The sequence below is a fragment of the Desulfovibrio sp. JC010 genome (genome assembly GCF_010470675.1).
Taxonomy (GTDB): domain Bacteria; phylum Desulfobacterota; class Desulfovibrionia; order Desulfovibrionales; family Desulfovibrionaceae; genus Maridesulfovibrio.
Genome location: NZ_VOIQ01000023.1, coordinates 17,257 through 42,095, shown reverse-complemented (window position 1 = coordinate 42,095; position 24,839 = coordinate 17,257). Strand labels below are relative to the sequence as shown.

The following is a 24,839-nucleotide window of genomic DNA, read 5'->3' as shown; positions in this document are numbered from 1 at the left end:
CGCTGGCAAAGCTCATAAAGTTGCGATGGTCGCATCAATGAGAAAGTTACTTGGCATTTTGAATGCCCTAATTGCTAACGACCAATATTGGTCTGAGCAGCCTGCGTAGCTTGACTTTTGCCACCGTTGCTCCGGCGGCTCTCCGAGGGCCAGAAAAACTTTTTATTAAGGCTTCGCCGCTGGTTACGATTAATAATTATTAAACTAAAAAGCCCGGATTTGATTTCAAATCCGGGCTTTTAATTTCAGTAAATAAAAATTACTTAACTTTCGTATTATCTTCCACGTCCACGCCTTCGGGCGGGGTGAATTCGAATACTGAGTCATCCACATCGGGATCGATTTCAATGTTGCTCATGGCAACTTCATTTCCGTTGCCGTAGAAGTCAACTACCAGCACTTTGCTCATCATTTTTTTATCAGGATCAATCCACGCGAAAGCCAGCACCATGCCTGTTTCAGGTTCAAGGGGCAGCAATTTGAGCTTGATCAGCCCGTTGTCATCGCCCTGATTTTCAACCACAAAATCCTCTTCCAGCTTAGCCTGCCCGGAGATGAATTTGATCATGGTTTTGGAATTGAAAAGCTGCTTGGTGCGGTATTTCAGGGCCAGCTCATCTTCCGGAAAATAATCCCAGACAATAGATTCGCCCACAATGAGCAGTTCCGGTTCCGGTTTCACGGATTCCCAGCGCAGCAAAGAAGGTTGCTTGAAAACAATTTTGCCGGAACGGATGTCCTGTTCCTTACTTGCGGCATTGGTCAAAGTCTGGGTAAAATCCGCACTGAAAGTTTTAATGGAATCGTATGTTTTCTGAATCTCGGTGGTCAAATCATCAGCAATCGCTACTGTGCTGAAGGAAAGCAGAGCCGAGATAACAAGTATTAAAATCCTGAATCGCATTATTCTCCTCGTGAATTCGGGTTCATCTACAGAACCACCCTTAACCCTTTTGGATTGATTATGAAAGTACAACCTGTATCACAAATTTCCCGCCGCTTGATCGAAGCCGAGCTTTACGGCGAACTCTACGCAACCATGTCCGAACAGCTGGGTAAAGAACAAGCCCTGCAAATCATAACCGAAAACCTGCAAAAATCAGCCCGCAAAGCCGGACAGGGATTCGCCGCATCCGTAGACACGCCGAATCTCGAACATTTTTCCACAGTGGTGGAAATCTGGAAAAAAGAAGACGCCATCGAAGTCAGCGACATCTCCATCAACGGCAATGAACTGACAATCAAAGTAGTCCGCTGCCGCTATCAGGAATCATACCGCGAAATGGGCTTGCCCGAAGAACTATGCACCCTGCTCTCCTGCTCCCGCGACGAACCTTTCGCCAAAGGCTACAACGATAAATTAAGCATGGTCAGAGACACCACCCTCGCAGAAGGCGGAGACTGTTGCCCGTTTAAGTTTATTTGGAAATAACCTAAAAAAAGACCACAATATTTTTAATATTGCGGTCTTAAAATTTAAACTGCGAAGCATAATAAAAGTTTTTGGGATTCTTGAACCCTTTTTACAAAAAGGGTTTAAGGCCCCCGGCAGGCCTCGTAGCCGTTCGGCGAGAAGCTTTGCTTCGAGTCTTACGGATACGCGAGACCTGTGGTGTCGCCGAAGGCTAATCTTTAGTAACAAGTACTATGCGCGGCTTGCTGCCATCCTGCGGGCCGAGAATGCCGTCCTGTTCCATCTGTTCGATAAACCGGGCAGCTCGGTTGAATCCGATGCGGAAACGACGCTGCAGGAGAGAAATAGAAGCTTTGCCCTGCTCCATAACAAACTGAACGGCCTCGTTGTAGACCGGGTCATCGGATTCTCCGGGCATTGATCCGGCACCGGGTCCGGACTGGTCGGAATCTTTCCAGTCAGTGAAATCGAGTTCGAAATCCTGCGGATATTTCTTCTTCCAAAAATCCACTACGCCCTTGATCTCGTCATCTTCAACAAGGGCACCATGCAGCCTGCGCAGCTTGGAACCGCTGGGTTTGAAAAGCATGTCACCGCGTCCAAGCAACTTCTCCGCACCGACCATATCGAGAATGGTGCGTGAGTCGTGCTTGGAGGTTACCTGAAAAGAAATACGGGTCGGGAAGTTAGCCTTGATCAGCCCGGTTACGACATCAACGGACGGACGCTGGGTGGCGAGGATGATGTGAATCCCGGCAGCACGGGCCAGCTGCGCCAGACGCACGATGCTGATTTCCACTTCCTTTCCGGCAGTGAGCATGAGGTCGGCCAGCTCGTCCACAATGATGACCAGATACGGCATGGGTTCAAGATCTTCCAACTCTTCTGGAAGATCATCACCGGACTTGGCCAGCTTTTCGTTGTAACTGGCGATATTGCGCACGCCGAGGCGGGCCATATTCTCGTATCGCTTGTCCATCTCAAAGACGGCCCATTCAAGGGCGGACTTGGCAAGGGCCATATCGGTGACCACGGGATGCACAAGATGCGGCAGGCTGGCATACACAGCCAACTCAATGCGTTTGGGGTCGATGAGCAACAGCTTGAGCTCTTCCGGTCCGGCCTTGTAAAGCATGGACATGAGCAGACCGTTCAGGCAGACACTTTTACCGGCCCCGGTAGCCCCTGCAACGAGCAGGTGCGGCATTTTTGCGAGGTCGGCGGAAACTGGTTCACCCTGAATATCCTTACCAAGAGCCATGGTCAGCGCGGACTTGGACTTGGTAAAACAGCTGTGCTCAAAAATTTCACGTAAATATACAGTCTGGCGATTGTCGTTGGGAATCTCGATACCGACAGAATCCTTACCCGGAATGGGGGCTTCGATACGCACCGCAGTGGCTTTTAAAGCAAGAGCGATATCGTCAGTCAGGTTGGCAATTTTACTGACTTTTACACCCGGAGCAGGACGAAATTCAAACATGGTTACCACCGGACCGGGGATAACCTTCTGAACTTCACCGTCAATATTAAAATCCTTCAAGCAGACCTTTAAGGCTTCGGTCTTTTCCTCAAGATCCTTGGGATCAAACTGCACCCCGGCAACCTTGGGCTCGGCCAGAAAATCAAGGGCGGGAAAATCAGTGCTGGTGTCAATCTTCTTGGCTTTGGCTTTTTTGGGTTTGGCCTTGGCTTTTTCTTTCTTGGCAGGCTTATCGTCGAAAGGCTTAAGAACAAGGGCATCGCCCTCTTCTTCTGCATCCGCCGCTTCAGCTTCCTGCTCTGCTTCAAGTTCGGCTTCAGCCTCACGGCGGGCCTTTGCTTCGGCCTTGGCCTTTTTGCGCTCGGCCCGCTTGATCTTCTGCTCCGCCTTCATGCGCTTAGCCTTGCGCTCCACACGCTCCTTATTCTTAAGGAAGAAATCTGTAAGCAGAGAACGTATACGCTTGCCGATGGAGGCCCAGCTGAGATTAAGGGTCAGCTGAATCCCGGCAAGGCTGATAAACAGCCAGACCAGAAAGGCACCTACGGGGTTCAGGTATTTGAAAGACCACTTGGAAAATAAGCCTCCCAAAAAACCGCCCTCATGAACGGCAAGAACTTTCTGATACGGCACCAGCCACGGATGAGAGGCCCAGGCCAACAGGCAGACATAAAGAAGGATAAGTCCTATCCAACGCCACCACGGCTGACGCAGGCCGGGAAGAAATGAAGTAATTCCGAGAAAAAGAAAATAAAACGGAACCAGCCATGAACCGAGTCCGAGAAAATCCACCAGAATCCCGGCGGAATAAGACCCGGCGGGTCCGATGAGATTTTTGACTTTCCAGCTTCCGCTGACAGCCTGATTGAGGGTCGGGTCCCCCGGATGGTAGGAGTACATGCTTATAAAAAGAAATACGGCTAAAAATAACCAGAACATGCCGGAAATCTCTTTTGCGAATCTTCCGCTTGGCAGTGTCTCATCCTCCGTTTGGTCCCGGATAAGGGCTGGTGAAAATCAATTTTCGGGGAGCAGTAAGCCCCCCGAAACAAGTAAGTATCAAATTACTTTTCGCGACCGAGATATTCGCTGGAACGGGTATCAACCTTGATTTTGTCACCTTCGTTGATGAACAGGGGTACGTTGATGCCCAGTCCGGTTTCGAGGGTGGCGGGCTTGGTTGCGTTACTTACGCGGTCACCCTGCACACCGGGATCGGTCTGGGCAACTTCAAGGATTACGGAAGCAGGCAGGTCAACACCGATCACATCACCATTGTAAAGCAGAGCCTTGTTGGTTTCGCCTTCTTTCATGAAACCGCCGGCAGTAGCGATAACGTCAGCGGCAACGTTCATCTGCTCGTAGGATTCGAGGTCCATGAGCACATAATCTTCACCGTCTTTGTACAGGTACTGCATTTCTTTGGTAGCCATGTCGGGCTTAACTACTTTTTCACCGGAGCGAAAAGTCTGGTCGGTGATGCGGCCGGTGAACATGTTGCGCAGCTTGGTACGTACAAATGCGCCGCCCTTACCGGGCTTGAAATGCTGGAATTCAACAATTTCGTAAGGTTTACCGTCAATTTCGATCTTCAGTCCGTTTCTAAAATCTTTAGTAGAAATCATATTTCCTCCAAATAAATATTTTTTGCAGGGCCATCAGTCGGCACCTTTAAGCCTTGCCCCGCTGTCTTAATCAGCTGTTACATGCGAAAACAATGCTTGAACGGCCAAGGCATAGCTCATTATTCCGAATCCGGCAATTACTCCAATGCACTGTTTTCCCATAAAACTTTGCTGGCGAACAGGATCTTCTGTCCGCGCCCAGATGTTGCTGATGTGCACTTCCACGCAGGGAACTTCAATCCATGCAAGGCAATCCGCAATGGCAAGACTGGTATGGGTATAGGCTCCGGCGTTGAAAGCAACCCCGTCAATTCCGTCTTCACGGGCTTTTTCCAGCCTATCAATCAAGGCTCCTTCAGAATTGGACTGGAAGAATTCCAGCTTGATTTCATCGGCTCTGTCACCCATTAACACTTTAAGATGATCGGGAATATCTTCAATTTTATCAGAGCCGTATATCTCAGGCTGACGTTTGCCAACATATCCGAGATTCGGCCCGTTCAGGATCAGGAAAGTTTTCATTGAATCCGCCTATTATATTAAGGTTTGGGTTCAGGTTATTGGAAAATATCCTTGTAATGATCGTCCGGCTTGACTAACCTTAAGAAATAAGTGAACTAGCCGGGTTTACGCAACCACGAATAATCAAGGAAAATTCCTTATGGATAATACACTCACACTAATTAAAACAGTCTACGAGATCAATCAGCTTGAAGAGCTGGCCGCGCCGCAGATCATTCTGGCCGGGCGTTCCAATGTCGGCAAGTCCTCGCTGATCAACTGTCTTGCCAACAGAAAAAAGCTGGCCAAGATCAGTTCCTCACCGGGCAAGACCCGCAGTCTCAACTATTATGAAGTAAGCCCGCACGGCTACTTTTTAGTAGACCTGCCCGGCTACGGCTACGCCCGCTGCTCCAAGACCGAGCGCGCAAAATGGGGCAAACTCATCGACAAATATCTGCTCGACAACCCGCATGTAGCTGCTGCCGCGGTACTGCTGGACAGCCGTCACACCCCGCAGCAGAACGATCTGGATCTCATTGCCTACTTCCGGCACTGCAACATCCCCATCCTGCCCATCATGACCAAATCGGACAAGACCAAGCAGAGGGATCGCGCAAAAGTCCAGAACAAATGGGAAGATATCCTCAAAGTCAAGCCGCTTTGCGTTTCCAGCAAAACCGGCATGAACCGCACCAGACTCTGGAATATGCTGGATGTTACCGCGATTCCCGAACTAGCCGATATTGAGGAAGAATCTGAATAAATAATATGCCTCCGGCGGCCCTGCCGGGGGCCTTAAACCCTTTTCGAAAAAGGGTTTAAGAATCCCAAAACTTTTTGTTAAGGCTTCGCCTAATAGGGATTCCAAAGGGGCTTAGCTCCTTTGGCCGTCGGAGACAAAATCATTTCATAAAAAGCGCGTAGCGTATCAACTTATCTCTTAAAATACTTGCCGAAATGCTCCGGCACAAAGACCCACGCGATACGCCCAAGTGCTAATCCACTAATCAATATATTCCCGAACCATGCTGCAACAATAGGCGGCAAGGCCCCGCTATCCCCTGCTGAGGCTCCGACCATAAACAGGGCGTAATAAGCAAAAGTCATCCCCAGCCCAAGGCCGATGTTCAGGTAAATATTCTCGCTGATTGTAATCAGTGCCAACGAAACAAGGGCCATGGTCAGCAGCGAAAAGGCATAAGCCCACTTGGAATGCCACGCCGTGACCAGCCGATCCACACTGGAACCGGACAACTTGAGCTGCTCGATGACCTGATCAAGTTGCCATAACGGCAGTTGGGCGGGGTCAATATCCGGATCAACCACCTTGAAGACATCAAGATTGAGCTTGATGGGCATGGTGAACATAGGGTGCTTGCGGGAAGCGAAACGATCCGGACTGAGTTCCACCGCATTCTCCAGCTTCCAACCGTACTTGCTGCTTACCTCGGCACTTTCTGAGGTGATAACCCGCTTGATTCCGCCGTTGCCTTCGGCAAATTCGTAGACGGTTATCCCCTTGGCCTGGTTGCCGAAGGGCATAACCTGCTTGGCCTCGACCACAAAACGCCCCTGCTTGAGCCAGATATTCTTGAGTACTCGCTTGTCGAGCATGCTTTTACGCACATCTTCTTTCCAGATGCGATAGGCCTCCTGCTCACCGTAAACCCCGATCACCTGCGAAAAAAGCAGCTGTCCAAAAGACCAGATCACGGCATAGATCACAAAAAACCTGAGAAACCAGATCAGCGACAGCCCTCCGGTACGCAGAGCCAGAAGCTCTTTGCTCCGGGCCATAACGCAAAGCTGCACGATCATGGAGATTAGGAACACTGCGGGTAGAATCTGGGAAAAGATGAGCGGCATCTTAACCAGAAAATACTTTAGTATGGTCCCCATGCCCAGCCCGGCCTCAATGAAATCGTCCAGACGGTCAAAAAGGTCGGAAAGCAGGTAAATTCCGGTTCCCACGCCGAGACAGACGCACATGAGGAAAAGGTTCTGCTTCAGCACATAGGACGCAAGGTATCCGGGAAGAATTCTGCGGATCATGCTTCTTTCCTCCTGAATTTCTTCAGGAACGGAATCCTGATGCTGAATGAATGCTCCATAACTGCCATCTTAAGCAATACCACCGAAATCACTGCAAATGTTATATTGGGCAGCCACAGGCCGACCACCGGAGTCAGCACCCCGCTCTCGCCGAAAGTAACTCCTAGTGAAAGCATGGTGTAGTAGACAAGAAACAGCCCCATGGAGATTATCAAACCGTACTGCTGTTTGAGTCCCCGGAAAATACAGGCAATGGGCACGGCAAACATACCAAGGACCAGACAGGCCACGGGCAGGGCCAGCCGTTTTTGAACCTCTACTTGAACTTTTTTGAAAAAACTGGGGTCAATCTCCCCGGCGCGATCCCCGGCCCGGCTGATGCGGACCAGCTTTTCCCATGACATTTCCTTGGGACGCAGTTCTGCCACATCATAACCTTTCAGGATGTTGGCAAGAGGGATACGCACATCATAATTCTTGAATTTAAGCACGGAAAGCTGGTCATTTTCCTGCTGGTAAATGCGTCCGTTTTCCAGATGGATAAGCAAGCGGCCCATCTTCGGATCGGTACGGATTTCACCCAGCGGAGCCACGATAGTGGCGGTCATGCCTTTACGGGTGTTATCACGCACGAAGACGGAACTCATCACCCCGGTCTCCTCGTCCACTCCATCGGCATAAAAGACCAACCCCGGGAAATTCTTATTGAATACTCCGGGCTGAATGGCCAACTGACTCTGGGTGCGGGCGAATTCCATAAGCGCGTTACGAAAATTTTCCGTCCCCCATGAAAGCCCGTAAAGGGAAAAGTAAAAATCCGCCCCGGTGCAGAGCAAGCAGAATATGATCGGTGCGGGCAGCAGTCGGTACAGACTCAAACCGCCGGATTTGAGCGCAGTAATCTCATTGTCCGCATTCATCCTCAAAAAAGTGAGGAAAATCGAAAGCATGGTTGCAATCGGGGTGAGCATGAGCAGGAAAAACGGGCACAGGTACATGAACAGCTTGGCTATTTCCAATGCGCCGAGACTCTGCCCCATAAACAAATCCCTGAACTGCAGCAACCTGCCGATGAGGATCAAGCCCATGAAACCTGAAATGCTCAGGGTGAATATGGATATGAGTTCTTTAAAAATATTGCGATGCAGAAGCTTCAATTTAGCACTCTACCGGATCGCCGTTGTTTTCAGCGTAAAAACGTTCCAGAAATTCCATATCCTTGGGAGAAAGATTGAATCTCATACCAGCCTCTTCAAGCAGTGATTTCAGGGACTTGCCGGTTTCAGCCTGCTGCTCGGAAATCCATTTAACCGCTTTTCTGGTCAGTTCACAGGGAGGCACTACAGTAGTCATATATAAAATCCTTGTTTAAGACGTAATTGATTAAGTTTCATCAGTACACCAGCTTGCCGCCCCTTGCAACTTTGTGCAGGCTGGCTTACCCAAGGCTGATAACTTGAAAACAAGGCCGGAACTTCCGGCAATCATAAAGGATTACTAATGACATCGCTATTTACTGCCGCAATTCTCGGCATTGTGGAAGGCTTGACTGAATTCCTCCCGGTCTCCAGCACCGGACACCTGATCATCACCGGACACCTGCTCGGCTTTACCGGGGAAAAAGCGGCCTCGTTCGAGGTTGCTATCCAGCTTGGAGCAATTCTGGCCGTGGTAGTGCTCTACTGGTCCCGTTTCTGGGGATTGATCGTGCCCAACCCGACCCAGAAATTTTCCGGCATCCGGGGACTCTACCTGCTTTTTCTGACCAGTCTGCCAGCTTCAGTGCTCGGTCTGCTGGCCCATGACTTCATCAAACAGCACCTTTTCAATCCGTATACGGTCGCATGGGCACTCGGCGTAGGGGCAATCATGATCCTGATTGTTGAGAAAAAGGACATCCGTCCCAATTGCTATTCCCTTGATGAGGTCACCCCCAAGCTGGCCCTCGGTATCGGCTGCTTTCAATGTCTGGCCCTCTGGCCCGGATTCTCCCGTTCCGCAGCTACCATCATGGGCGGCATGCTGCTGGGTGCCAAACGCCAGATCGCTGCCGAGTACTCATTCATTGCCGCAGTTCCTATCATGTTTGCCGCCACCGGGTACGACATGCTTAAAAGCTACAAGCTCTTCACCATGGCCGACATCCCCTTTCTGGCTGTCGGATTTGTTGTCTCTTTTCTCTCCGCATGGGCGGCAGTAAAGGTATTCATCTACCTGCTGGGCAAACTGACCCTGCGTCCCTTTGCATATTACCGTCTGGCCATTGCTCCTCTGGTGCTTTTTTTCTGGAGCTAGGAGACATAACCAATTGATATTCAGGTGAGTTTAAAAAAAAGTTTAAAAAAAGTTTATTTTTTACTTGCCAAGTATCGGCAGACTGTATAGAAAGACTCCTCGTTGGACGGGAAGTCCAGCCCACAAAAAGTGTGGCGAGGTAGCTCAGTTGGTTAGAGCATGCGGCTCATATCCGCAGTGTCGGGGGTTCAATTCCCTTCCTCGCTACCACGATAGTCATAAAGCCCTGCAAAATTTTGCAGGGCTTTTTCTTTTGTATTCGCGACAATTCATTATATAATTATTATACCGAAATTTTTGTCATTTTTTACTTGCCAAGCTGCTCAGGAATGTATAAACACTTTCCTCGTTGGACAGGAAGTTCAACCCACAAAGCGTGGCGAGGTAGCTCAGTTGGTTAGAGCATGCGGCTCATATCCGCAGTGTCGGGGGTTCAATTCCCTTCCTCGCTACCACGATAATTACAAGGCTCTGCAGATTTTGCAGAGCCTTTTCTTTTATCCTGTCCTGTACCCGCCTTTTAATCCAAGGGAATTATTTCCAAAGAACGCCCTTTCTGTTAGCATTCAGGTAATTTCATACTCAAAAACACAGGATTTACATTTTGAATAATGAATTCTCCATGCCCAAGCCCCCCTGTAAGCGCACCGGCTCATTTCTTTCACTGCTACTCTGCGCTCTTATTGTTTTTTCGGCACTGTTTGTTCTTCCCGAAAGCAGTCTTGCCGACAAGCAACTGGACAAGGTAACCCTGCAGCTTAAATGGTTCCACCAGTTCCAGTTTGCCGGATATTATGCTGCCCTTGAAAAAGGATACTACAAAGACGAAGGCCTTGATGTAACAATCATTGAACGTGACCTGCGCCACAACCCAATTGATCAGGTACTTGGCGGCAAGGCTGACTTCGGAGTCAGCAATTCTGAAATACTGCTGCATTACCTGAAAGGGAAAAAAGTGGTCCTGCTGGCTTCCATATTTCAGCACTCCCCTCTTGTGTTTATTTCCAAAAACCAACCCCTTATACATACAGCACAGGCGATTAAGGGGAAAACCGTACTCATGAATTCAGCTTCGCAGGATATTGAACTGAAAGTCATGCTGGAAAGAAGTGGTATTTCTCTCAGCGACATCCAGCTTGTGGACCGCTTTGCTGTGCCGGAAGATTACTTTGATCCGCAACTTGACGTCATTGCCGCCTATATTACCAACCAACCGTATTATCTAAAAAAAGAGAATGTACCTTTTTCCATTATATATCCCTACACCCATGGGGTTGATTTTTACGGTGACACGCTTTTTACCTCGCGCGCTCAAATTCAAAAACACCCGGAAAGGGTTGATAAATTCCTGAGGGCAAGCCTGAAAGGATGGCAATACGCCCTTGAACACCCTGAAGAATTAATTGATATCATCATCGACAAATTCGGCTCGTTAAAATCAAAAGGACATTTAACATACGAAGCAGACACAATAAAAACTCTGATCCTGCCGGAACTGATAAGCATAGGTCACAGCAATCCCGCCCGCTGGGAACATATCGGAGAAGAATTCATAAAACAGGGACTGGTTGATAATAACCGCAATCTCGATAACTTTTTCTTCAATCCCACAGCAGGAAAAGTAACTATCAAGGAAGAAACGGCTTTTATCGCCGCCGTAATATTCGGAACAATAATGATCATCCTGCTGGCCTCAATATTTGTTGCCGGAAAATTCAAACACGAAATCAATACCCGCAGAGAAATTGAAGAAAAGCTCAAAAAAAGTGAAAAGTACTACCGCAGCATATTTGAAAACAGTGGTGCCGCAACTCTCATTTATACTGTCGAGAATCATTTGATAAAAAGATGCAATGAACAATATGCGGAACTTTGCGGAATTCCCCGTGAAGAAATTGAAAACAAGAAAAAGTGGTCGGACTTCATTGCCCCTGAAGAACTGGAAAGGATGAGCGGTTTTGCTCAGACCAGATTTTCCGAAGAGCACAACACACCTAAATCATATGATTTTAAATTCATGCGTGCCAATGGTGAAATACGAAATGTTCACGCAAATATCGAAATTATTGATGACAGCAAAGACTGCATCGCATCGATCGTCGACATGACCGAAAAAGTCAAAACACAGGAGCTGCTTATCCAGACGGAAAAAATGGTCTCCGTCGGCGGTCTTGCAGCAGGCATGGCCCACGAAATCAACAACCCCCTTGCCGGAATTCTGCAGGCAGTTCAGAATATTTACCGCCGCATTTCAGCAGACGTTCCTGCCAGCGTGAAAGTTGCGGAAAAACACGGCTGCACATGCGAACAGATTAACGGATTTCTTGAAGAACGTGGCATAATAAGAATGTTGGATGGAATCCACAGCTCAGGTGAGCGGGCGGCAAATATTGTCCGGACCATGCTCAATTTTACCCGCCGCAACGATGAGGGCATGAGCAGCTGCAGCCTGAACCAGCTTTTTGACGATATCATGAACATAATCACCTGTGATTATGATCTAAAAAAGAAATACGACTTCAAACACACAAAAATAGTTAAAGAATATCAAGAAGATCTTGGCATGATCAGTTGCCTGCGCATTGAAATTGAACAGGTACTGCTTAACCTCGTAAAAAATGCAGCATTTGCCACCAACGAAATTGCCGACATCAGGACACCGACCATCACACTGCGGACCAGAACAGATGACAGATTTATCATTGCCGAAGTGGAAGACAACGGCCCGGGCATGAGCCCGGAAGTAAAAAGACGTATTTTTGAACCCTTTTTCACCACCAAATCACCGGGAGTTGGAACCGGCCTTGGACTTTCTGTTTCATATTTTATAATAACACAGAATCACAACGGAACATTTGAAATTGATACCGAAATAGGCCGTGGTTCAAGATTCACCATAAAAATTCCCAAAATATAACAGATAAAATTATGATAAAAAAAATAATGTTTTTCACACTTACACTGATGATGCTGAGCTGTGCCGCGTGCGCCAAGAAACCGGTGCTCTATCCTAATGAACAATACGAAGAAGCCGGAGAGGCCAAGGTTGCCGAAGATATTGAATACTGTCTCGCCTTTGCTGAAAAAAGTGTCGGCAAAGAGTCCAAAGGTAAAAAATCTGCCAAATCAGGCATTAAAGGCGGACTGATCGGCGGAGCTGTCGGATTAGGTATCGGACTGGTTACCGGAAGTCCCGGAACTTCCGCCCTTGCAGGAGCTGCCGGAGGTGCCGCAGGAGGTGCTGCCAGCGGAGCTATTGAAGATGATTCCAACTCCCTCTACAAAAAATTCGTGGAACGCTGCCTGCGAGAAAAAGGCTACGAACCCATGGGCTGGAAATAATTCAGAATTTAAAATCCCTCGTGAATGGGAATATATTTGGAGATTATCTTTCGGTAAACGCCTTCGCGCTTCATCTTTTTCAGTTCGGCACTTACTTTTTTAAAAGCTGCGGGATGTTTTTTCCGTGAAAAAGCAAGGTAGGTGTCTGACTGGGAATAAACCAGCGGCAATCCACTCTTGGGCTCAAGTATGGTTTCAAGCTTTCCCAGCAAATTGTTATCATTTAAGAAATTAAGCACCGGATAATAGTCGGCAAAAAAGAAATCGATCCTGCCGAGTAATAATTTTTTTGTATTAAGATCAAGATTGGGGACTTCCTCAATCCTTTTGAATCTGTTTTCTTTGAGAGCCCTATCCACTTTCGGGCCATAGTAAAACCCCCGGCCGACTCCGCCGATATACTTCTCAGCTCCTGCAAAATCAGGGGAAAAATACACGTCAGATCCGGCACTGCGCACAGCAACAACCTTCTCCGTGATCAAAGTAGTCTCAGGATAACGCAAGAACTCAGCACGCTCTTCATTATATCCGGCGTTGAAAACAGCATCAGCTTTCCCTTTCTTGACCATGGCCATGGCTCTTTTCCATGGGACAACTCTGATATCAGGTGTATAGCCGGCCCGCCTGGCTGCTTCAGTCACAATTTCAACCAAAAAACCCGTCGGCTTGCCATTTTCAAGATACGTCTGGGGAGGAGTGTCCAGAGTAACAAAAATCAACTCTTCTGCGTGCAGTACAGACGGAAAAAGCAAAACTATAAGAATTACAAAAGCAAAGCTTTTAAACACTACAGCAACACCCTCCTTATATTTTATCCATATAATAACATTAATTACTTTTTGAAACAATGAACTCCGTTCAGACAAAAAATCAATCTGCTTGCTGACAGATTCATAAATGCGATAAGGTTAAACAAAATAATACTCAGGGGTGTTAAGTTTATCCGGTTAATGCCGATCATTTTTTTATTAAGTCCACATTTAACTTAAAAAGAATTTAATTATGCTGAGATTACTGACCGTTCTTATCACCATCCTCCTGCTTCCGGCCTTGGCTCTTGCCTGGCCCGGTAAAATAGTTGCGGTGGAAGGAGCAGCTACTTTTGTTGTTCTCAAGGATGGACAGACCCCGGTGAAGGTAAACGTTGCCGGAGTAAGACCTTCTGCCAATCTGGATCCGGCCAAGGCCCGCATGGAAAGCAGCAGCAATGTGCTTATGCGTGAAGTGGAAGTACGGGAACTCAGCAAGGCCGATGACGGCACTATCATCGGTGATATCACTGTTGACGGAAAGTCGCTTGCCAAGGAACTGCTCGATGAGGGCATAGTGGAAAGTACTGCTCAAGCCGCTCCGGCAATTGACACTACCCCGGTTGAAATCCCCAAGGAAATCAGCGAACCGGAAACTGCCCCTGTCCCGGAAACAGCACCACAGGCAACCGCCCCCACCTCCGAAGCCAGTGCTTCGGAAATAGCTAACGAGCTTTTACCTGCTGAATCATATCAGGCACAGCCTGAAACGCCTCCGGTCCCGGCCCAACAAGCAGCCCCCCCGCCCCTGCGAGCAGAACCTGAATCTGTCCGCTATGTTCAGGTATACCAGGCTCCTCAGCAGTTAGGGCTCTGGCCCGGCCGTCCGGCTCCGGTAGCCGCTCCACAGCCAGTGCAGCAGACTTACGCTACACAACAGCCTGTATACCAGACAGCACAGACTACTGCCCCGGTCATGGCTCCGCATGCAGCAGCCTCCCAGATGCAACAGCCCGGTGATACCGCAAAACGCGATTACGAACTTGCAGTAAGAGTGCAAAAAAACACCAGACGAACCAAGCGTAAGGGATTCTTTGTTCCCAAGAAAAAAAGTGAAACCTTTGTCGGTGCTTCCGGCGGCTTCCAAGCTTCCTTGAAGTCAAATGACAAAGAGCCCTACTCCTCCTTCGGCGGATTGGGCGGATTTACAACACGCCATTTCTTTCCTTCAGGTTTCGGTATCGGCGGCGATTTTTTCATGAGTTCCACAACAGGCAACTCCGGCACTTATGGTGCTACGTATTATGACAACGGGACACTCCAGACCAACGGAACAGCGTACGACTATAAAAATAAAAAGTTCAACACATACACCTTTACCGGATCACTGCTCTACCGCTTTTATACGGACCGCCAATTCACCCCGTATGTAGCAGCTCACGGCGGGTACTCTGTGTTCGATTATCCCGGAACTATTTTTAAACTTTCTGACGGTGCGCCAGTAGCTGGTGCCGGTGCAGGATTCCTTTATGAATTTGATTCCGGTTTCACAGTAGGCTTTGATACCCGTTACCTTAAAACCATAGGTGGAAAAAAGAACGACCCCAGCGGTTTTTTCGATTCCATGTTTAACATCGGTTTTACATTTGACTGACCGCAAACATTACATTCAGATTATAGTTAAGAGCCTTAACCCTAAGAAGTTAAGGCTCTTTTTTATTTCGCTATTGACTTCACTCTCTCGGCTTTGTACTACTCTTCCTAAAAGAGTAACACATTACAAATATCCATTTTGTTTTAACGCAATTCAAGGGGAAGAAATGTCGTTAAGAAAATACAGCTGCCCATTGCTCATTTTTATGCTCATTATGTTTTGCAGCACTCCGGCATTTGCCCACAGGGTGAATCTTTTTGCTTATGTTGAAGGAGATACAGTTTTTACCGAAAGCTACTTCAGCAAAAAAAGAAAAGTTCATCAGGGAGAGCTTGAAGTTTTCAGCACCGGCAACGGTGAATTGCTGCTCAAAGGTACTACCGACAATAAGGGCTTATTTAATTTTCCCATCCCTGAAGCAACCAAGGCAGAGAAAAGCGGACTTCTAATCAACCTCTACGCTTCTGAAGGGCACCGGGCAACATGGACACTACATGCAGACGAAATATTCCCGGAGACCCCGCAAACAGCCTCCAATACTGCTGCAAAAACCGTCCACGCCTCCTCCACCGTTCAAACATCCCCCGCAGACAAGGCTTCTTCTGCCGATCTGGCTGAACTCACAGCACAAGTAAAGACGCTGACAGACAAGGTTGAAACCTTGAAACGGCTGATAATCAGCCAGCAGGAAAAAGGTCCCGGCGTAAATGAAATATTTTCGGGGATAGGATATATCCTCGGTCTTTTCGGAGTGGCTGCATTTTTCCTTTCACGGAAAAAGTAGTTTTTTAATAAACTTTTATACGGAGTGACTTCATGCGCAAATCAATCGTTCTCGCCCTTACACTGATGCTGTTTACAGCCTTTTGCGGCTCTGCTTATGCCCATTTCGGTATGCTGATTCCTGAGAAATCAATCATCACACCGGACAATAAAAGTGCTGAAATCAAGCTTTCATTCTCGCACCCTTTTGAAGGACACGGCATGAATCTGGTCAAGCCGAAAAAATTCAGTGTTTTTCACGATGGCAAAGAAAGCAACCTCCTGCCCTCTTTGAAAGAATGCAAGGTTATGGATCACGATTCCTTTAAAACAGAATACAAATTCAAGCGTCCGGGCATGTACACTTTTTACATGGAACCTGTCGCCTACCCTGAGCCTGCAGAAGACAACTACATTATTCATTACACCAAGACCGTTGTTTCCGCTTTTAATGAAGGTGAAGAGTGGAATGCTCCACTTGGCGTGAAAACTGAAATCGTCCCCCTGACCCGCCCCTGGGGCAACTATGCCGGCAATGTTTTTCAGGGAATTGTTCTGCTGGACGGCAAGCCCGCACCTTTCACCCGTGTTGAAGTGGAACTCTACAACAAAGACGGCAAGCTGGAAGCACCCTACGAATGCATGGTGACTCAGGAAGTACTCTGCGACGAGAACGGCGTCTTCACATTTACCTGTCCCAAAGCCGGATGGTGGGGATTTGCAGCACTGAATGATGCTGATTATAAAATCAAAGGAAAAGATGTTGAACTCGGTGCAGTTCTCTGGATTGAAATGATTCCTTATAAAAGCAAGTAAATAGATTGCCTGATCAATCATTCCGGGCCGGAAACACTAAGTTTCCGGCCTTTACTTTTATCTCCAAGCTAATTATGTCTATTCTGTAGCAAATAATCACACGCGCTTAACGTGCTGTATTTCTGGAAAAAACAAATAAATTAATGGAGCCTGAATGCTTAACCCCCAAGTTTTGGTTGTCGATGACAGCAAAACGATCCGTACTGTGATCAGTTCGGAACTGAAAAAGCATTCCATTGATGTCACAGAAGCCGTCAACGGCCTCCAAGGGCTCAATTTCACCCGCGAACAGCATTACGATCTGGTCATCACCGATATAACCATGCCGGGCATAGACGGTTACCAGCTCTGCACGGAAATAAAACGCAACCCGGACACCCAATCCACCCCGGTCATCATTCTTTCCAGCAATGAAAAGCACGAGCAGATAGAAAAGGGTTTTGAGGTAGGTGCTGCGGCATACATAACCAAAAACAAAGCCCGGAAGGACCTGCTCCCGTATATCAAAGAAATTTTAGACCGCGCTAAACTGCTCCGCGACAAACTAGTGCTGGTTGTGGATGACTCAAAATACATCCTCAATGTTGTAGAATCAGGACTGACCTCAGCCGGTTTCAAGGTCATTACCGCCCGAAACGGCCATGAAGCCTTTGAAATAGCCAGCGAAATAGCCCCGCACCTGATTCTTTCCGACATCAACATGCCGATAATGGACGGCATCAAGCTGTGTGAAAAAGTACAGAACCACCCCGGACTGTCACACATTCCATTCGTGATAATGAGCTCCGGAGCGGATCGCCGGACCATGCGCGAACTGCTGCACAAAGGGGCGGCAGCCTTTCTGGTCAAACCTTTCAACATCGACCAGCTTGTAATCACCGCTGAAAAACTGCTCAGCGACCATTTCCAGATGATTTTGCAGCAGCGTGAGCTTTTCAAAAAGGAACGCACCCTGCTCATGGGCAGTATCACCAGCCTGATTCAGGCCCTGGAGGCACGCGACTCCTACACCAGAGGCCACTCGGATACAGTATCAAAACTGTCCGTCAAGATTGCGGAAAAATTAAGCTTAAATGATTTTGATTGCGAAAGGATAGCCTTTGCGGCCAGACTTCATGATCTGGGAAAAATCGGTATCCGCGATGATATCCTGCTCAAGAACGGACCGCTGGACGATGCTGAGTTTACTAAAATCAAAGAACATCCGGTGCTGGGTGCAGATATTCTGGAGCCCATCCCGAGTATGGAAGATATTATCCCGGCGGTGCTGCATCACCATGAAAGAATGAACGGCAAGGGCTACCCGCATGGACTTATCGGCAATGAAATCCCGCTCTGGGCGCGGATTATTTCAACTGCCGATGTTTATGATGCCCTGACAACAGACCGGCCTTACAAGAAAGCTTTCACCCATCAGAAGACAATGGAATTTATTAAAAATATTTGTCCTGATGAATTATGCCCGGAATGCGTCAGGGCTTTTCAGGCTGTAATGCTTGATATGTATACCCCCATAAACTAACAGCTAAGCCGGCTGTAGTTTATCCAGACCGGAAACTTCCCAAGCCTTATCTTTATCCACTTCTTCGCCGTTTTCCAGAATCAAATCCTGCATATCAGCAGCAACATCCGCGCTCTCATCCACGCCCATTTTAAAAATTAATTTCTGGTTGCTGTCGTAGATGTAAGCGGCCTCTTCATAGATATAAAACTTAAAAGGATTCTGCATAGTTCCTCCATAAAATTATTGTTCGTCAACATTCGGCTTTTACCACTTTGCGCAATGACAAGAAAGGGGTATTGTTATAAGAATTCAACTTGGTAAAAAACTAATCCTCAGACCAATCAGGCGGGTAGCATCATGAAATTCACATACATCCAAATAATCCTGACCGCGGCAATTCTGGCTGTCTTGGCCTTTTGCCCGGCTGCATACGCCGACGCCACCACCTACAAATGCAATCAAGGCCCGGCCTGCATTGATGAACGGGTTAATTTCGGTTCCGCAAAAATCCAATGCACAGATGTTAACGGCGACGTACTCTCCGATTGGGTCTGTGAATATGAAATGGAATACACTTGCAAAAACGAGCTTACCGGGGAAATCCGCAAGGGCGGCTTCAATCCTCTGGGCGCGTCACTCTGCTCAAAACTATGCGGGCCGTGTAAGCAGGGCTGGAAATAATTTCAATTTAGTACGTCCGCGGCACTTGCCAACTGTCCGGCAATGCTATAGATTAATGCACTTCACCTGAAGGGGTTAATGTATTTAATTTACTTTCAACCCCTTGCATCATCTTCCTGCGTACATACAGTTGAAAGGTGGGAGTAAATTTTACTCACACCCCCTTGCACCATCTGTTTACGTACATACAATATAAGCAGGAAGCAGTTCTTTGAAAATGGGGGCGCACTGGTTTCGACGGGGGTGAAAGAAGCCAAGGTTGCAGGTCGTGGCGCCGCTGGCCACGTAAAAAGCGGCACAATCATAATTGCAAACGACAATTACGATTACGCAATGGCAGCTTAATTAAGCTTGCCATGTCATAGCTTTGATGTCTGATATTAGCTTTGACAACAACCCCATCAGGCTGGCTACTCTCGCGTTGCACGTCCGTGAGAGGGTGAGAACCCAGCACGCGCTGGCTCATATGTTGCCTGTTCAGGGGCGTTCATTTGAGTGAGAAACAATACTTGAACTAAGCCTGTAGACATCTTGGTGGAGCATTCTCGGACGGGAGTTCGATTCTCCCCGCCTCCACCATTTCATCATTTTCATACCGTCCCATACGGTTCAAAGAAGAACGACAAACCCTTGTTATTCCTAGGAATATCAAGGGTTTTGTTGTTTCTGGGACGTTCGTTAAAGTCCAGTTAGGCGCGTTGACAACCATAGTTTTGTGTGAGTACGGATGGGCGTACTCACGGCGTACCACGCAGGTGTACTCACATCTACCCGCAGATAGGTACTCACAAAACAATGGAGGTCTTATGGCTCTAAATGTGAAGCAGATTCAAGCTGCAAAACCAAAAGAAAAGCTCTACCGCATAACTGACTCAAACGGACTTTGTCTGGAAATCCGACCCAACGGATCAAAGCTCTGGAGATATAGATACAGATTCAACGGCAAAGGCAAAATGATAGGACTGGGTTCTTACCCGGCCACAAGCCTGAAAGACGCCAGAGACAAACGCGACGAGCAGAGAAAAATCCTTGAACGCGATATTGATCCTTCAGAATACAGAAAAGACCAGCAGGCCACAGTAAGCGGAGAAAATGAATTCGAAGCAATAGCCCGCGAATGGCACACCAAATTCAAAAGCACTTGGACCAAAGGACACGCCCAGACAGTCATCAGACGCCTTGAGTTGAACTGCTTCCCGTGGATCGGCAAAATGGTTGTAAATGAGATTGAACCGCCGGATATTTTGAAAGTCCTCAGAAGGATTGAAAGCCGAGGTGCGCTCGAAACAGCACACCGGGTACGCAGCATTCTCGGACAGGTTTTACGCTATGCCGTTGCCACCGGACGAGCCACCCGCGATGCTACAGCGGACCTCAAAGGTGCCCTGCCCCCGGTAAAGCACAAACACATGGCAACCATCACCGATCCCAAGCAGATCGGTCCCCTGCTCAATAATATTGATGATTACCAAGGCAACACCATGACCAAATGCGCCTTGCAGCTCGCCCCGCTCGTTTTTGTCCGTCCCGGAGAGTTGCGCCATGGCGAATGGGAAGAAATTGATTTTGATGCTGCTGAGTGGAGAATCCCGGCAGAAAAGATGAAAGCCCGCCGTCCTCACATTGTACCGCTTTCCCGGCAGGCTCTGGAGGTCCTCTTCGAACTGAAGCCGCTTACTGGTGAGGGTAGATACCTGTTCCCCAGCATCCGCAGTAAATTATACCCCATGAGTGAAAACACCGTTAACGGTGCTCTGCGCCGCCTCGGTTACAGCAAAGAGGAAATCACCGGACACGGATTCCGCTCCATGGCCTCGACCAACCTTAATGAAAATGGCTGGAAGCCGGACGTAATTGAAAGACAGCTTGCCCACGTAGAAGGAAACAGCGTGCGAGCAGCATATAACCACGCCGACTATCTGCCGGAACGGCGCAAAATGATGCAGTGGTGGGCAGATTTTCTGGACGCTTTGAGAAACAAATTGGAAACACCTGCAATGGAAGACTATTAAGGATTTATATGAATAAAAACACAGTATTAATTGAGGCAGTTAATAAACAATTTAAAGATTTTCTGAAGCTGTTTCTGATCTTCTCCATTCTCATCATGGCTCTAATTTTCAGTTCATCCGATCATTCAAAAACAGAAATAACTATTCAATCCGGGATTCTGCTCTTATCATTATTGTTTGCCGGAATAATTATTTTCAAAAAGAACAAATCCATCGAATTGCTCGACAAGAAACTTGAAATTTATAGTAAAGCCCAACAACAGGGCTTAAGCCGGATTACTCCAACTCAAGAAGCTGCCGAAGATATATCCGAAGACGCAGAGACAGACGTAGAATCTGAATCGGTGGCACAGGAGCAGGTCGCAGCTTTTGAGGAGGAAATTAAGTCCTTGAAAACCAAGCTAGCCGAGAAGGAAGAAATCATAAATAAGAACGGCTGGAAAAAATGGTGTCTCGCAGCCTGTTCAGCCATGGGTGAAATCATCCGTGAAAATACGGTCAATTCGTCCAGTCCGGTGACGATCAAAAGGGATGCTTTTTTTGAGCGCATCAAATCAAACTACCCAGACCAGAATGAAAAGGAATTCGGCTCTGCTTTTCGTGAAGCATGGAAGTGTGTTCCCGACACGGTAAAGCACACAGACGGGTCTTCTTAGGGGGTAAAAACTGTTAAATAAGGCTATTTTACCCCTCCTGCCCTTAAAAAACATCCTCATTTAATACAGGGGTTTAAAATTTTAATTCACGATTTTAGCCCCTTTACCCCTTCTACCCGTCTAGCAAACAAATCCGGTTCTTGTAGGCTCCTCCGAAACGTCAAAACACGGAGGAAAAACTATGCGAACCGAAACCAATCACACCGCATACCATCTGCCCAATACGGGCTTTGTAAGACTTGTTGATGTCCTGAAAGTCATTCCTGTTTCCAAGACAACTTGGTGGAAAGGTATCCAGACCGGACGCTTTCCCAAGCCGGTAAAACTCACCAAACGGACTACCGCTTGGCGTGTCTGTGACATCCATAAACTCATCGAAGAGATTCCTGACCAGGGGGAAGCTTAAGACGCCTGCATGGCGTCAATAACGTATGAAGGGAGCATCCTGCTCCTTTCATACGTTATTCTATAAGCAAAAGCCTTGGAGTTAATACATTGGAGAACGGGCAGATTACATAGCTGTAATTTTCAAATAATCTGTAGGTAAGTAATACAATTCATTATTTCCATTAGATCACAGCCAAAGGGGGAATGGTTGTCCTTTGCTGTTTGTTCTTATGTGACTGGTCTTGTTTATGTTTCAGTGGTAAATTAAGGATAGCGCGGGCATAAAACCGCACTTTTAACTAGAGAGAGTATAGGGAGTCAAAATATGAGAATCTTGATTGTAGAAGATGATCCTACCATTGCCGAATATGTAGTCAACGGGTTACGTGAATCCGGATATACTGTGGATCATGCTGCTGATGGCAATGCCGGTTTGGAATACGCCCTTTCTACTGAATATGACGCCGTGGTAATGGACTGGATGCTTCCAGGACGCAGCGGATTGGATATAATTGCCGAGATGCGCGGCAAGAATATTGATACTCCTGTGCTTATTTTAAGTGCCCGCCAGGGGGTGGACGATAAGGTGACCGGACTCCAGACCGGAGGCGATGACTATTTGACCAAACCTTTTTCATTTGCCGAGCTGTCAGCCCGGTTGCAGGCTCTGATTCGCAGGTCTTCACGGACTCCTACCGAATCAAAATTGCGTGTGGGAGATCTTGTCTTGGATCGCTTTTCACGTGAGGTGACTCGTGATGGCCAAGCGTTGATTCTTCATGCTCGTGAATATGGTTTGCTGGAGTACATGATGAACAACGCAGGCAGAGTGGTAACCAAGACCATGATTCTTGAACATATTTGGGACTACAGCTTCAACCCCCAAACTAATGTTGTGGAGGTACTCCTGCATCGATTGCGTTCCAAGGTGGATAAACCCTTTCCCACAAATCTTATCTCGACTATTCGTGGTGTAGGCTATGTTATCAGTGCTCGAGAAGATTAAAGGACTGAGCGGACTCAGGCTGGTTCGGTGGTATTTCGTTGTTTTCGGAATGAGCACCCTGTTACTGTTTTTGATCAGCAACATTTTTTTTGATTCATACCTTACCCGCGTGGAACGAGAGCAATTGAGCAACCAGGCTGAAACCTACCACGCCCTGTACAATACCAATGGAATCGACGGTCTGCTTGCAATGATCCGCAACCGCCATCTTTCCAATCGCTTCAGCAACATTTTTTTGCGTCTTTCAGATAATCAGGGCAAAACAGTATGGCTGACCATTCCTGAAGAATTTAATGAACTGGAAGTGGAACATTTTATTCTGCCCACTGCCAATGACAAAACCTGGAAAGAGCTTGATCTTCCCACTGAAAACGATCTTGATATTTATACAACCCACCTTGCAGATGGACATATTCTGCAATTAGGTCGTACTACCGGACGCCAGGAAATGATCGTGGATGATCAGAGAATTTTTTTTCTGGTAATTATATGCGGCATCGCGGTGCTGGGAATTCTTGGCGGTGTTTTTTTCTCCCGTAACGTGCTGACCCCTGTGCGGGAATTGGAATCAACTGTGCGCAGAGTTTCATCCGGTGATATGAAAAGCCGGGTCCCGGTGGTGGAGCAAGCCGGGGAACTTCGTGAACTGGCTGTGCTTTTTAACAAGATGCTTGAGCGTAACGATAAATTAATCTCAGCCATGCGTGATACCCTTGGAAATGTCAGCCACGATCTTAAAACTCCGATGACCAGGATGAAAGCACGTATCGAGCATGGACTGATCGCTGACTTTTCCGCACAACAATTGCGTGAAATTTTGATGGACTGCGCGGAAGACGTTGAACGCATCAATCGTCAACTTAACATGCTCATGGATATCACAGAAGCTGAAACCGGACAGATGAAACTGTCATTCGAAGATTTGCTGTGCTCTTCACTGATTGATGAAGTGCTCGACATATATGAATTTGTCGCGGAAGAGCGAGAAATTGAAATTATCAACGATTCTACCCTGCTCACTATTAGCGGTGACCATCAACGAATATTGCAGATGCTGGGCAACCTTGTTGACAATAGTCTCAAATATACCCCACGCGGAGGAAAGGTCGCTCTGCGCACAGAACGCGACGGCGATTCCATCATAATCTCGGTTGAAGACAGTGGTCCGGGGATTGAACCGCTTGAGCGGGAGCGTATTTTTGAAAAATTATATCGTATAGATAAGAGTCGTTCTACTAAAGGACTTGGGCTTGGCTTGAGTTTGGCAAAAGCCGTAATGGAAGCTCATGGGGGAAATATCTCTATTCAATCAAGTAAGCTTGGGGGGGCTTTGTTTGAAGTAAGTTTTCCGTGCGAGAAAAAAATTACCCGTATGTAATTTTCAGATAAGCAAGCTGTAATGTTTGGCAGCGACGACATTCTCCAACAAAAGGAGTATGTTATGAACACAGTCATGTCCGGCAGGATGGAGGACAGAAATAGTTGCGAGAGCAATAACACAAAACTTATCTATGACCGGGAGAGGTGTGTCGGCGTAGATGTTTGTGGAGCCTGTATCGAACATTGTACTAACGGAGCTATTTCCCTCGGCAATGACGGCAGGATTGTTATTGATCAGGTATTGATAACGCAAAACCTTCACTTAGCCGAAATATGTCCCGTGCTGGCCCTTTATATTCGATCAGAATAGGCCCCCCAAAAAAGCCGTCTCTTTACAACTGGAAACAGTTTATAAGGGGCGGCCTTCTAATGTCCCTGCCCTGCGTATTTTTTCTACACACATTGCGACGCTGGTGTTTTTGTGTAATATTATAGTAAGCTATAAATATATTTCCCGCTAAGCAGTTGATTTAAGCAAAGCTATCACTACGATTCACAATAAATGTTCGGGATCAAC

Annotated in this window: 24 protein-coding genes, 2 tRNA genes, 1 other RNA gene and 1 pseudogene; 19 read left to right on the top strand and 9 right to left on the bottom strand. The window is 47.4% G+C overall.

The genetic code is table 11. From position 1 onward, the window contains the following. Window positions 1–109, top strand: a pseudogene (locus FMR86_RS20900) (IS110 family transposase); the annotation flags it as partial. Window positions 110–259: 150 nt separating this feature from the next. Here FMR86_RS20900 and lolA read toward each other — a convergent pair. After that, complete coding sequence (gene lolA, locus FMR86_RS19560) at window positions 260–904, bottom strand: outer membrane lipoprotein chaperone LolA (protein WP_163353097.1); 645 nt, start codon at window positions 902–904, stop codon at window positions 260–262. Between the two features lie 60 nt (window positions 905–964). On the opposite strand from lolA, the gene FMR86_RS19555 reads away from it, so the two are divergent. Next, window positions 965–1,432 (top strand): L-2-amino-thiazoline-4-carboxylic acid hydrolase, encoded by a 468-nt coding sequence (locus FMR86_RS19555; protein WP_163353096.1) that lies wholly within the window; start codon window positions 965–967, stop codon window positions 1,430–1,432. A gap of 193 nt (window positions 1,433–1,625) precedes the next feature. Here FMR86_RS19555 and FMR86_RS19550 read toward each other — a convergent pair whose 3' ends face one another. The 3 genes from FMR86_RS19550 to FMR86_RS19540 all read right to left on the bottom strand — a co-directional run bounded on the left by FMR86_RS19550 (window position 1,626) and on the right by FMR86_RS19540 (window position 5,044). After that, window positions 1,626–3,836, bottom strand: a complete 2,211-nt coding sequence (locus FMR86_RS19550; RefSeq protein WP_239057304.1) for a DNA translocase FtsK — start codon at window positions 3,834–3,836, stop codon at window positions 1,626–1,628. Between the two features lie 125 nt (window positions 3,837–3,961). Then, window positions 3,962–4,522, bottom strand: a complete 561-nt coding sequence (gene efp / locus FMR86_RS19545) for an elongation factor P (RefSeq protein ID WP_163353095.1) — start codon at window positions 4,520–4,522, stop codon at window positions 3,962–3,964. Between the two features lie 66 nt (window positions 4,523–4,588). Then, window positions 4,589–5,044, bottom strand: coding sequence for a type II 3-dehydroquinate dehydratase (locus FMR86_RS19540; RefSeq protein ID WP_163353094.1), 456 nt, complete (start codon window positions 5,042–5,044; stop codon window positions 4,589–4,591). Window positions 5,045–5,183: 139 nt separating this feature from the next. Here FMR86_RS19540 and yihA point away from each other — a divergent pair, with 139 nt between their 5' ends. Continuing rightward, the gene (gene yihA, locus FMR86_RS19535) at window positions 5,184–5,789 is read left to right on the top strand and encodes a ribosome biogenesis GTP-binding protein YihA/YsxC (RefSeq protein WP_163353093.1); all 606 of its coding nucleotides are present in this window, start codon (window positions 5,184–5,186) and stop codon (window positions 5,787–5,789) included. A 170-nt stretch (window positions 5,790–5,959) separates the two neighbouring features. On the opposite strand, the gene FMR86_RS19530 is transcribed toward yihA, so the two are convergent. The 3 genes from FMR86_RS19530 to FMR86_RS19520 are packed head-to-tail and all read right to left on the bottom strand — an operon-like array spanning window position 5,960 to window position 8,431. Next, window positions 5,960–7,078: an LptF/LptG family permease gene (locus FMR86_RS19530; RefSeq protein ID WP_163353092.1), complete on the bottom strand. Its 1,119-nt coding sequence runs from the start codon at window positions 7,076–7,078 to the stop codon at window positions 5,960–5,962. Beyond that, window positions 7,075–8,235 (bottom strand): LPS export ABC transporter permease LptF, encoded by a 1,161-nt coding sequence (gene lptF, locus FMR86_RS19525; protein WP_163353091.1) that lies wholly within the window; start codon window positions 8,233–8,235, stop codon window positions 7,075–7,077. Before lptF ends, FMR86_RS19530 begins: the two co-directional genes overlap by 4 nt. Window position 8,236: 1 nt before the next feature. After that, window positions 8,237–8,431 (bottom strand): hypothetical protein, encoded by a 195-nt coding sequence (locus FMR86_RS19520; protein WP_163353090.1) that lies wholly within the window; start codon window positions 8,429–8,431, stop codon window positions 8,237–8,239. Window positions 8,432–8,578: 147 nt separating this feature from the next. Between FMR86_RS19520 and FMR86_RS19515 the strand changes: the two genes are divergently transcribed. The 5 genes from FMR86_RS19515 to FMR86_RS19495 all read left to right on the top strand — a co-directional run bounded on the left by FMR86_RS19515 (window position 8,579) and on the right by FMR86_RS19495 (window position 12,715). Beyond that, window positions 8,579–9,373 carry an undecaprenyl-diphosphate phosphatase gene (locus tag FMR86_RS19515; protein WP_163353088.1) on the top strand — a complete coding sequence of 265 codons (795 nt, stop codon included), beginning with the start codon at window positions 8,579–8,581 and terminating at the stop codon, window positions 9,371–9,373. Window positions 9,374–9,506: 133 nt separating this feature from the next. Beyond that, window positions 9,507–9,583, top strand: a tRNA-Met gene (locus FMR86_RS19510). A 168-nt stretch (window positions 9,584–9,751) separates the two neighbouring features. Beyond that, a tRNA-Met gene (locus FMR86_RS19505) sits at window positions 9,752–9,828 on the top strand. Window positions 9,829–9,977: 149 nt separating this feature from the next. Further along, window positions 9,978–12,290, top strand: a complete 2,313-nt coding sequence (locus FMR86_RS19500; RefSeq protein WP_239057303.1) for an ABC transporter substrate-binding protein — start codon at window positions 9,978–9,980, stop codon at window positions 12,288–12,290. Between the two features lie 11 nt (window positions 12,291–12,301). Continuing rightward, window positions 12,302–12,715: a hypothetical protein gene (locus FMR86_RS19495; RefSeq protein WP_163353086.1), complete on the top strand. Its 414-nt coding sequence runs from the start codon at window positions 12,302–12,304 to the stop codon at window positions 12,713–12,715. Window positions 12,716–12,723: 8 nt separating this feature from the next. Here FMR86_RS19495 and FMR86_RS19490 read toward each other — a convergent pair whose 3' ends face one another. Next, complete coding sequence (locus FMR86_RS19490) at window positions 12,724–13,503, bottom strand: transporter substrate-binding domain-containing protein (protein ID WP_163353084.1); 780 nt, start codon at window positions 13,501–13,503, stop codon at window positions 12,724–12,726. A 214-nt stretch (window positions 13,504–13,717) separates the two neighbouring features. Here FMR86_RS19490 and FMR86_RS19485 point away from each other — a divergent pair, with 214 nt between their 5' ends. The 4 genes from FMR86_RS19485 (at window position 13,718) to FMR86_RS19470 (ending at window position 18,218) form a co-directional block, all read left to right on the top strand. Beyond that, window positions 13,718–15,118, top strand: a complete 1,401-nt coding sequence (locus FMR86_RS19485; RefSeq protein WP_163353083.1) for a hypothetical protein — start codon at window positions 13,718–13,720, stop codon at window positions 15,116–15,118. 166 nt (window positions 15,119–15,284) lie between these two features. Continuing rightward, window positions 15,285–15,902 (top strand): hypothetical protein, encoded by a 618-nt coding sequence (locus FMR86_RS19480; RefSeq protein ID WP_163353082.1) that lies wholly within the window; start codon window positions 15,285–15,287, stop codon window positions 15,900–15,902. A gap of 32 nt (window positions 15,903–15,934) precedes the next feature. Then, window positions 15,935–16,696: a DUF4198 domain-containing protein gene (locus tag FMR86_RS19475; protein WP_163353081.1), complete on the top strand. Its 762-nt coding sequence runs from the start codon at window positions 15,935–15,937 to the stop codon at window positions 16,694–16,696. Window positions 16,697–16,850: 154 nt separating this feature from the next. Further along, complete coding sequence (locus tag FMR86_RS19470; protein ID WP_163353080.1) at window positions 16,851–18,218, top strand: response regulator; 1,368 nt, start codon at window positions 16,851–16,853, stop codon at window positions 18,216–18,218. A 3-nt stretch (window positions 18,219–18,221) separates the two neighbouring features. Here FMR86_RS19470 and FMR86_RS19465 read toward each other — a convergent pair whose 3' ends face one another. Then, window positions 18,222–18,425 (bottom strand): hypothetical protein, encoded by a 204-nt coding sequence (locus tag FMR86_RS19465; RefSeq protein ID WP_163353079.1) that lies wholly within the window; start codon window positions 18,423–18,425, stop codon window positions 18,222–18,224. A gap of 132 nt (window positions 18,426–18,557) precedes the next feature. Between FMR86_RS19465 and FMR86_RS19460 the strand changes: the two genes are divergently transcribed. The 7 genes from FMR86_RS19460 (at window position 18,558) to FMR86_RS19430 (ending at window position 24,320) form a co-directional block, all read left to right on the top strand. Beyond that, on the top strand, window positions 18,558–18,881 hold the full coding sequence (locus FMR86_RS19460) for a hypothetical protein (protein WP_239057302.1): 324 nt from the start codon (window positions 18,558–18,560) through the stop codon (window positions 18,879–18,881). Window positions 18,882–19,100: 219 nt separating this feature from the next. Beyond that, window positions 19,101–19,460: a transfer-messenger RNA gene (gene ssrA, locus FMR86_RS19455) on the top strand. 227 nt (window positions 19,461–19,687) lie between these two features. Continuing rightward, window positions 19,688–20,893, top strand: coding sequence for a tyrosine-type recombinase/integrase (locus tag FMR86_RS19450; RefSeq protein ID WP_163353078.1), 1,206 nt, complete (start codon window positions 19,688–19,690; stop codon window positions 20,891–20,893). Continuing rightward, window positions 20,830–21,549 carry a hypothetical protein gene (locus FMR86_RS19445; protein ID WP_163353053.1) on the top strand — a complete coding sequence of 240 codons (720 nt, stop codon included), beginning with the start codon at window positions 20,830–20,832 and terminating at the stop codon, window positions 21,547–21,549. The genes FMR86_RS19450 and FMR86_RS19445 overlap by 64 nt, the downstream gene beginning before the upstream one ends. A 181-nt stretch (window positions 21,550–21,730) precedes the next feature. Then, window positions 21,731–21,955, top strand: coding sequence for an AlpA family transcriptional regulator (locus tag FMR86_RS19440; protein ID WP_163353077.1), 225 nt, complete (start codon window positions 21,731–21,733; stop codon window positions 21,953–21,955). A gap of 306 nt (window positions 21,956–22,261) precedes the next feature. Beyond that, window positions 22,262–22,942, top strand: coding sequence for a response regulator transcription factor (locus FMR86_RS19435; RefSeq protein WP_163353076.1), 681 nt, complete (start codon window positions 22,262–22,264; stop codon window positions 22,940–22,942). Continuing rightward, window positions 22,917–24,320 carry a HAMP domain-containing sensor histidine kinase gene (locus tag FMR86_RS19430; protein ID WP_163353075.1) on the top strand — a complete coding sequence of 468 codons (1,404 nt, stop codon included), beginning with the start codon at window positions 22,917–22,919 and terminating at the stop codon, window positions 24,318–24,320. The genes FMR86_RS19435 and FMR86_RS19430 overlap by 26 nt, the downstream gene beginning before the upstream one ends. The last annotated feature ends 519 nt before the right edge of the window (window positions 24,321–24,839 follow it).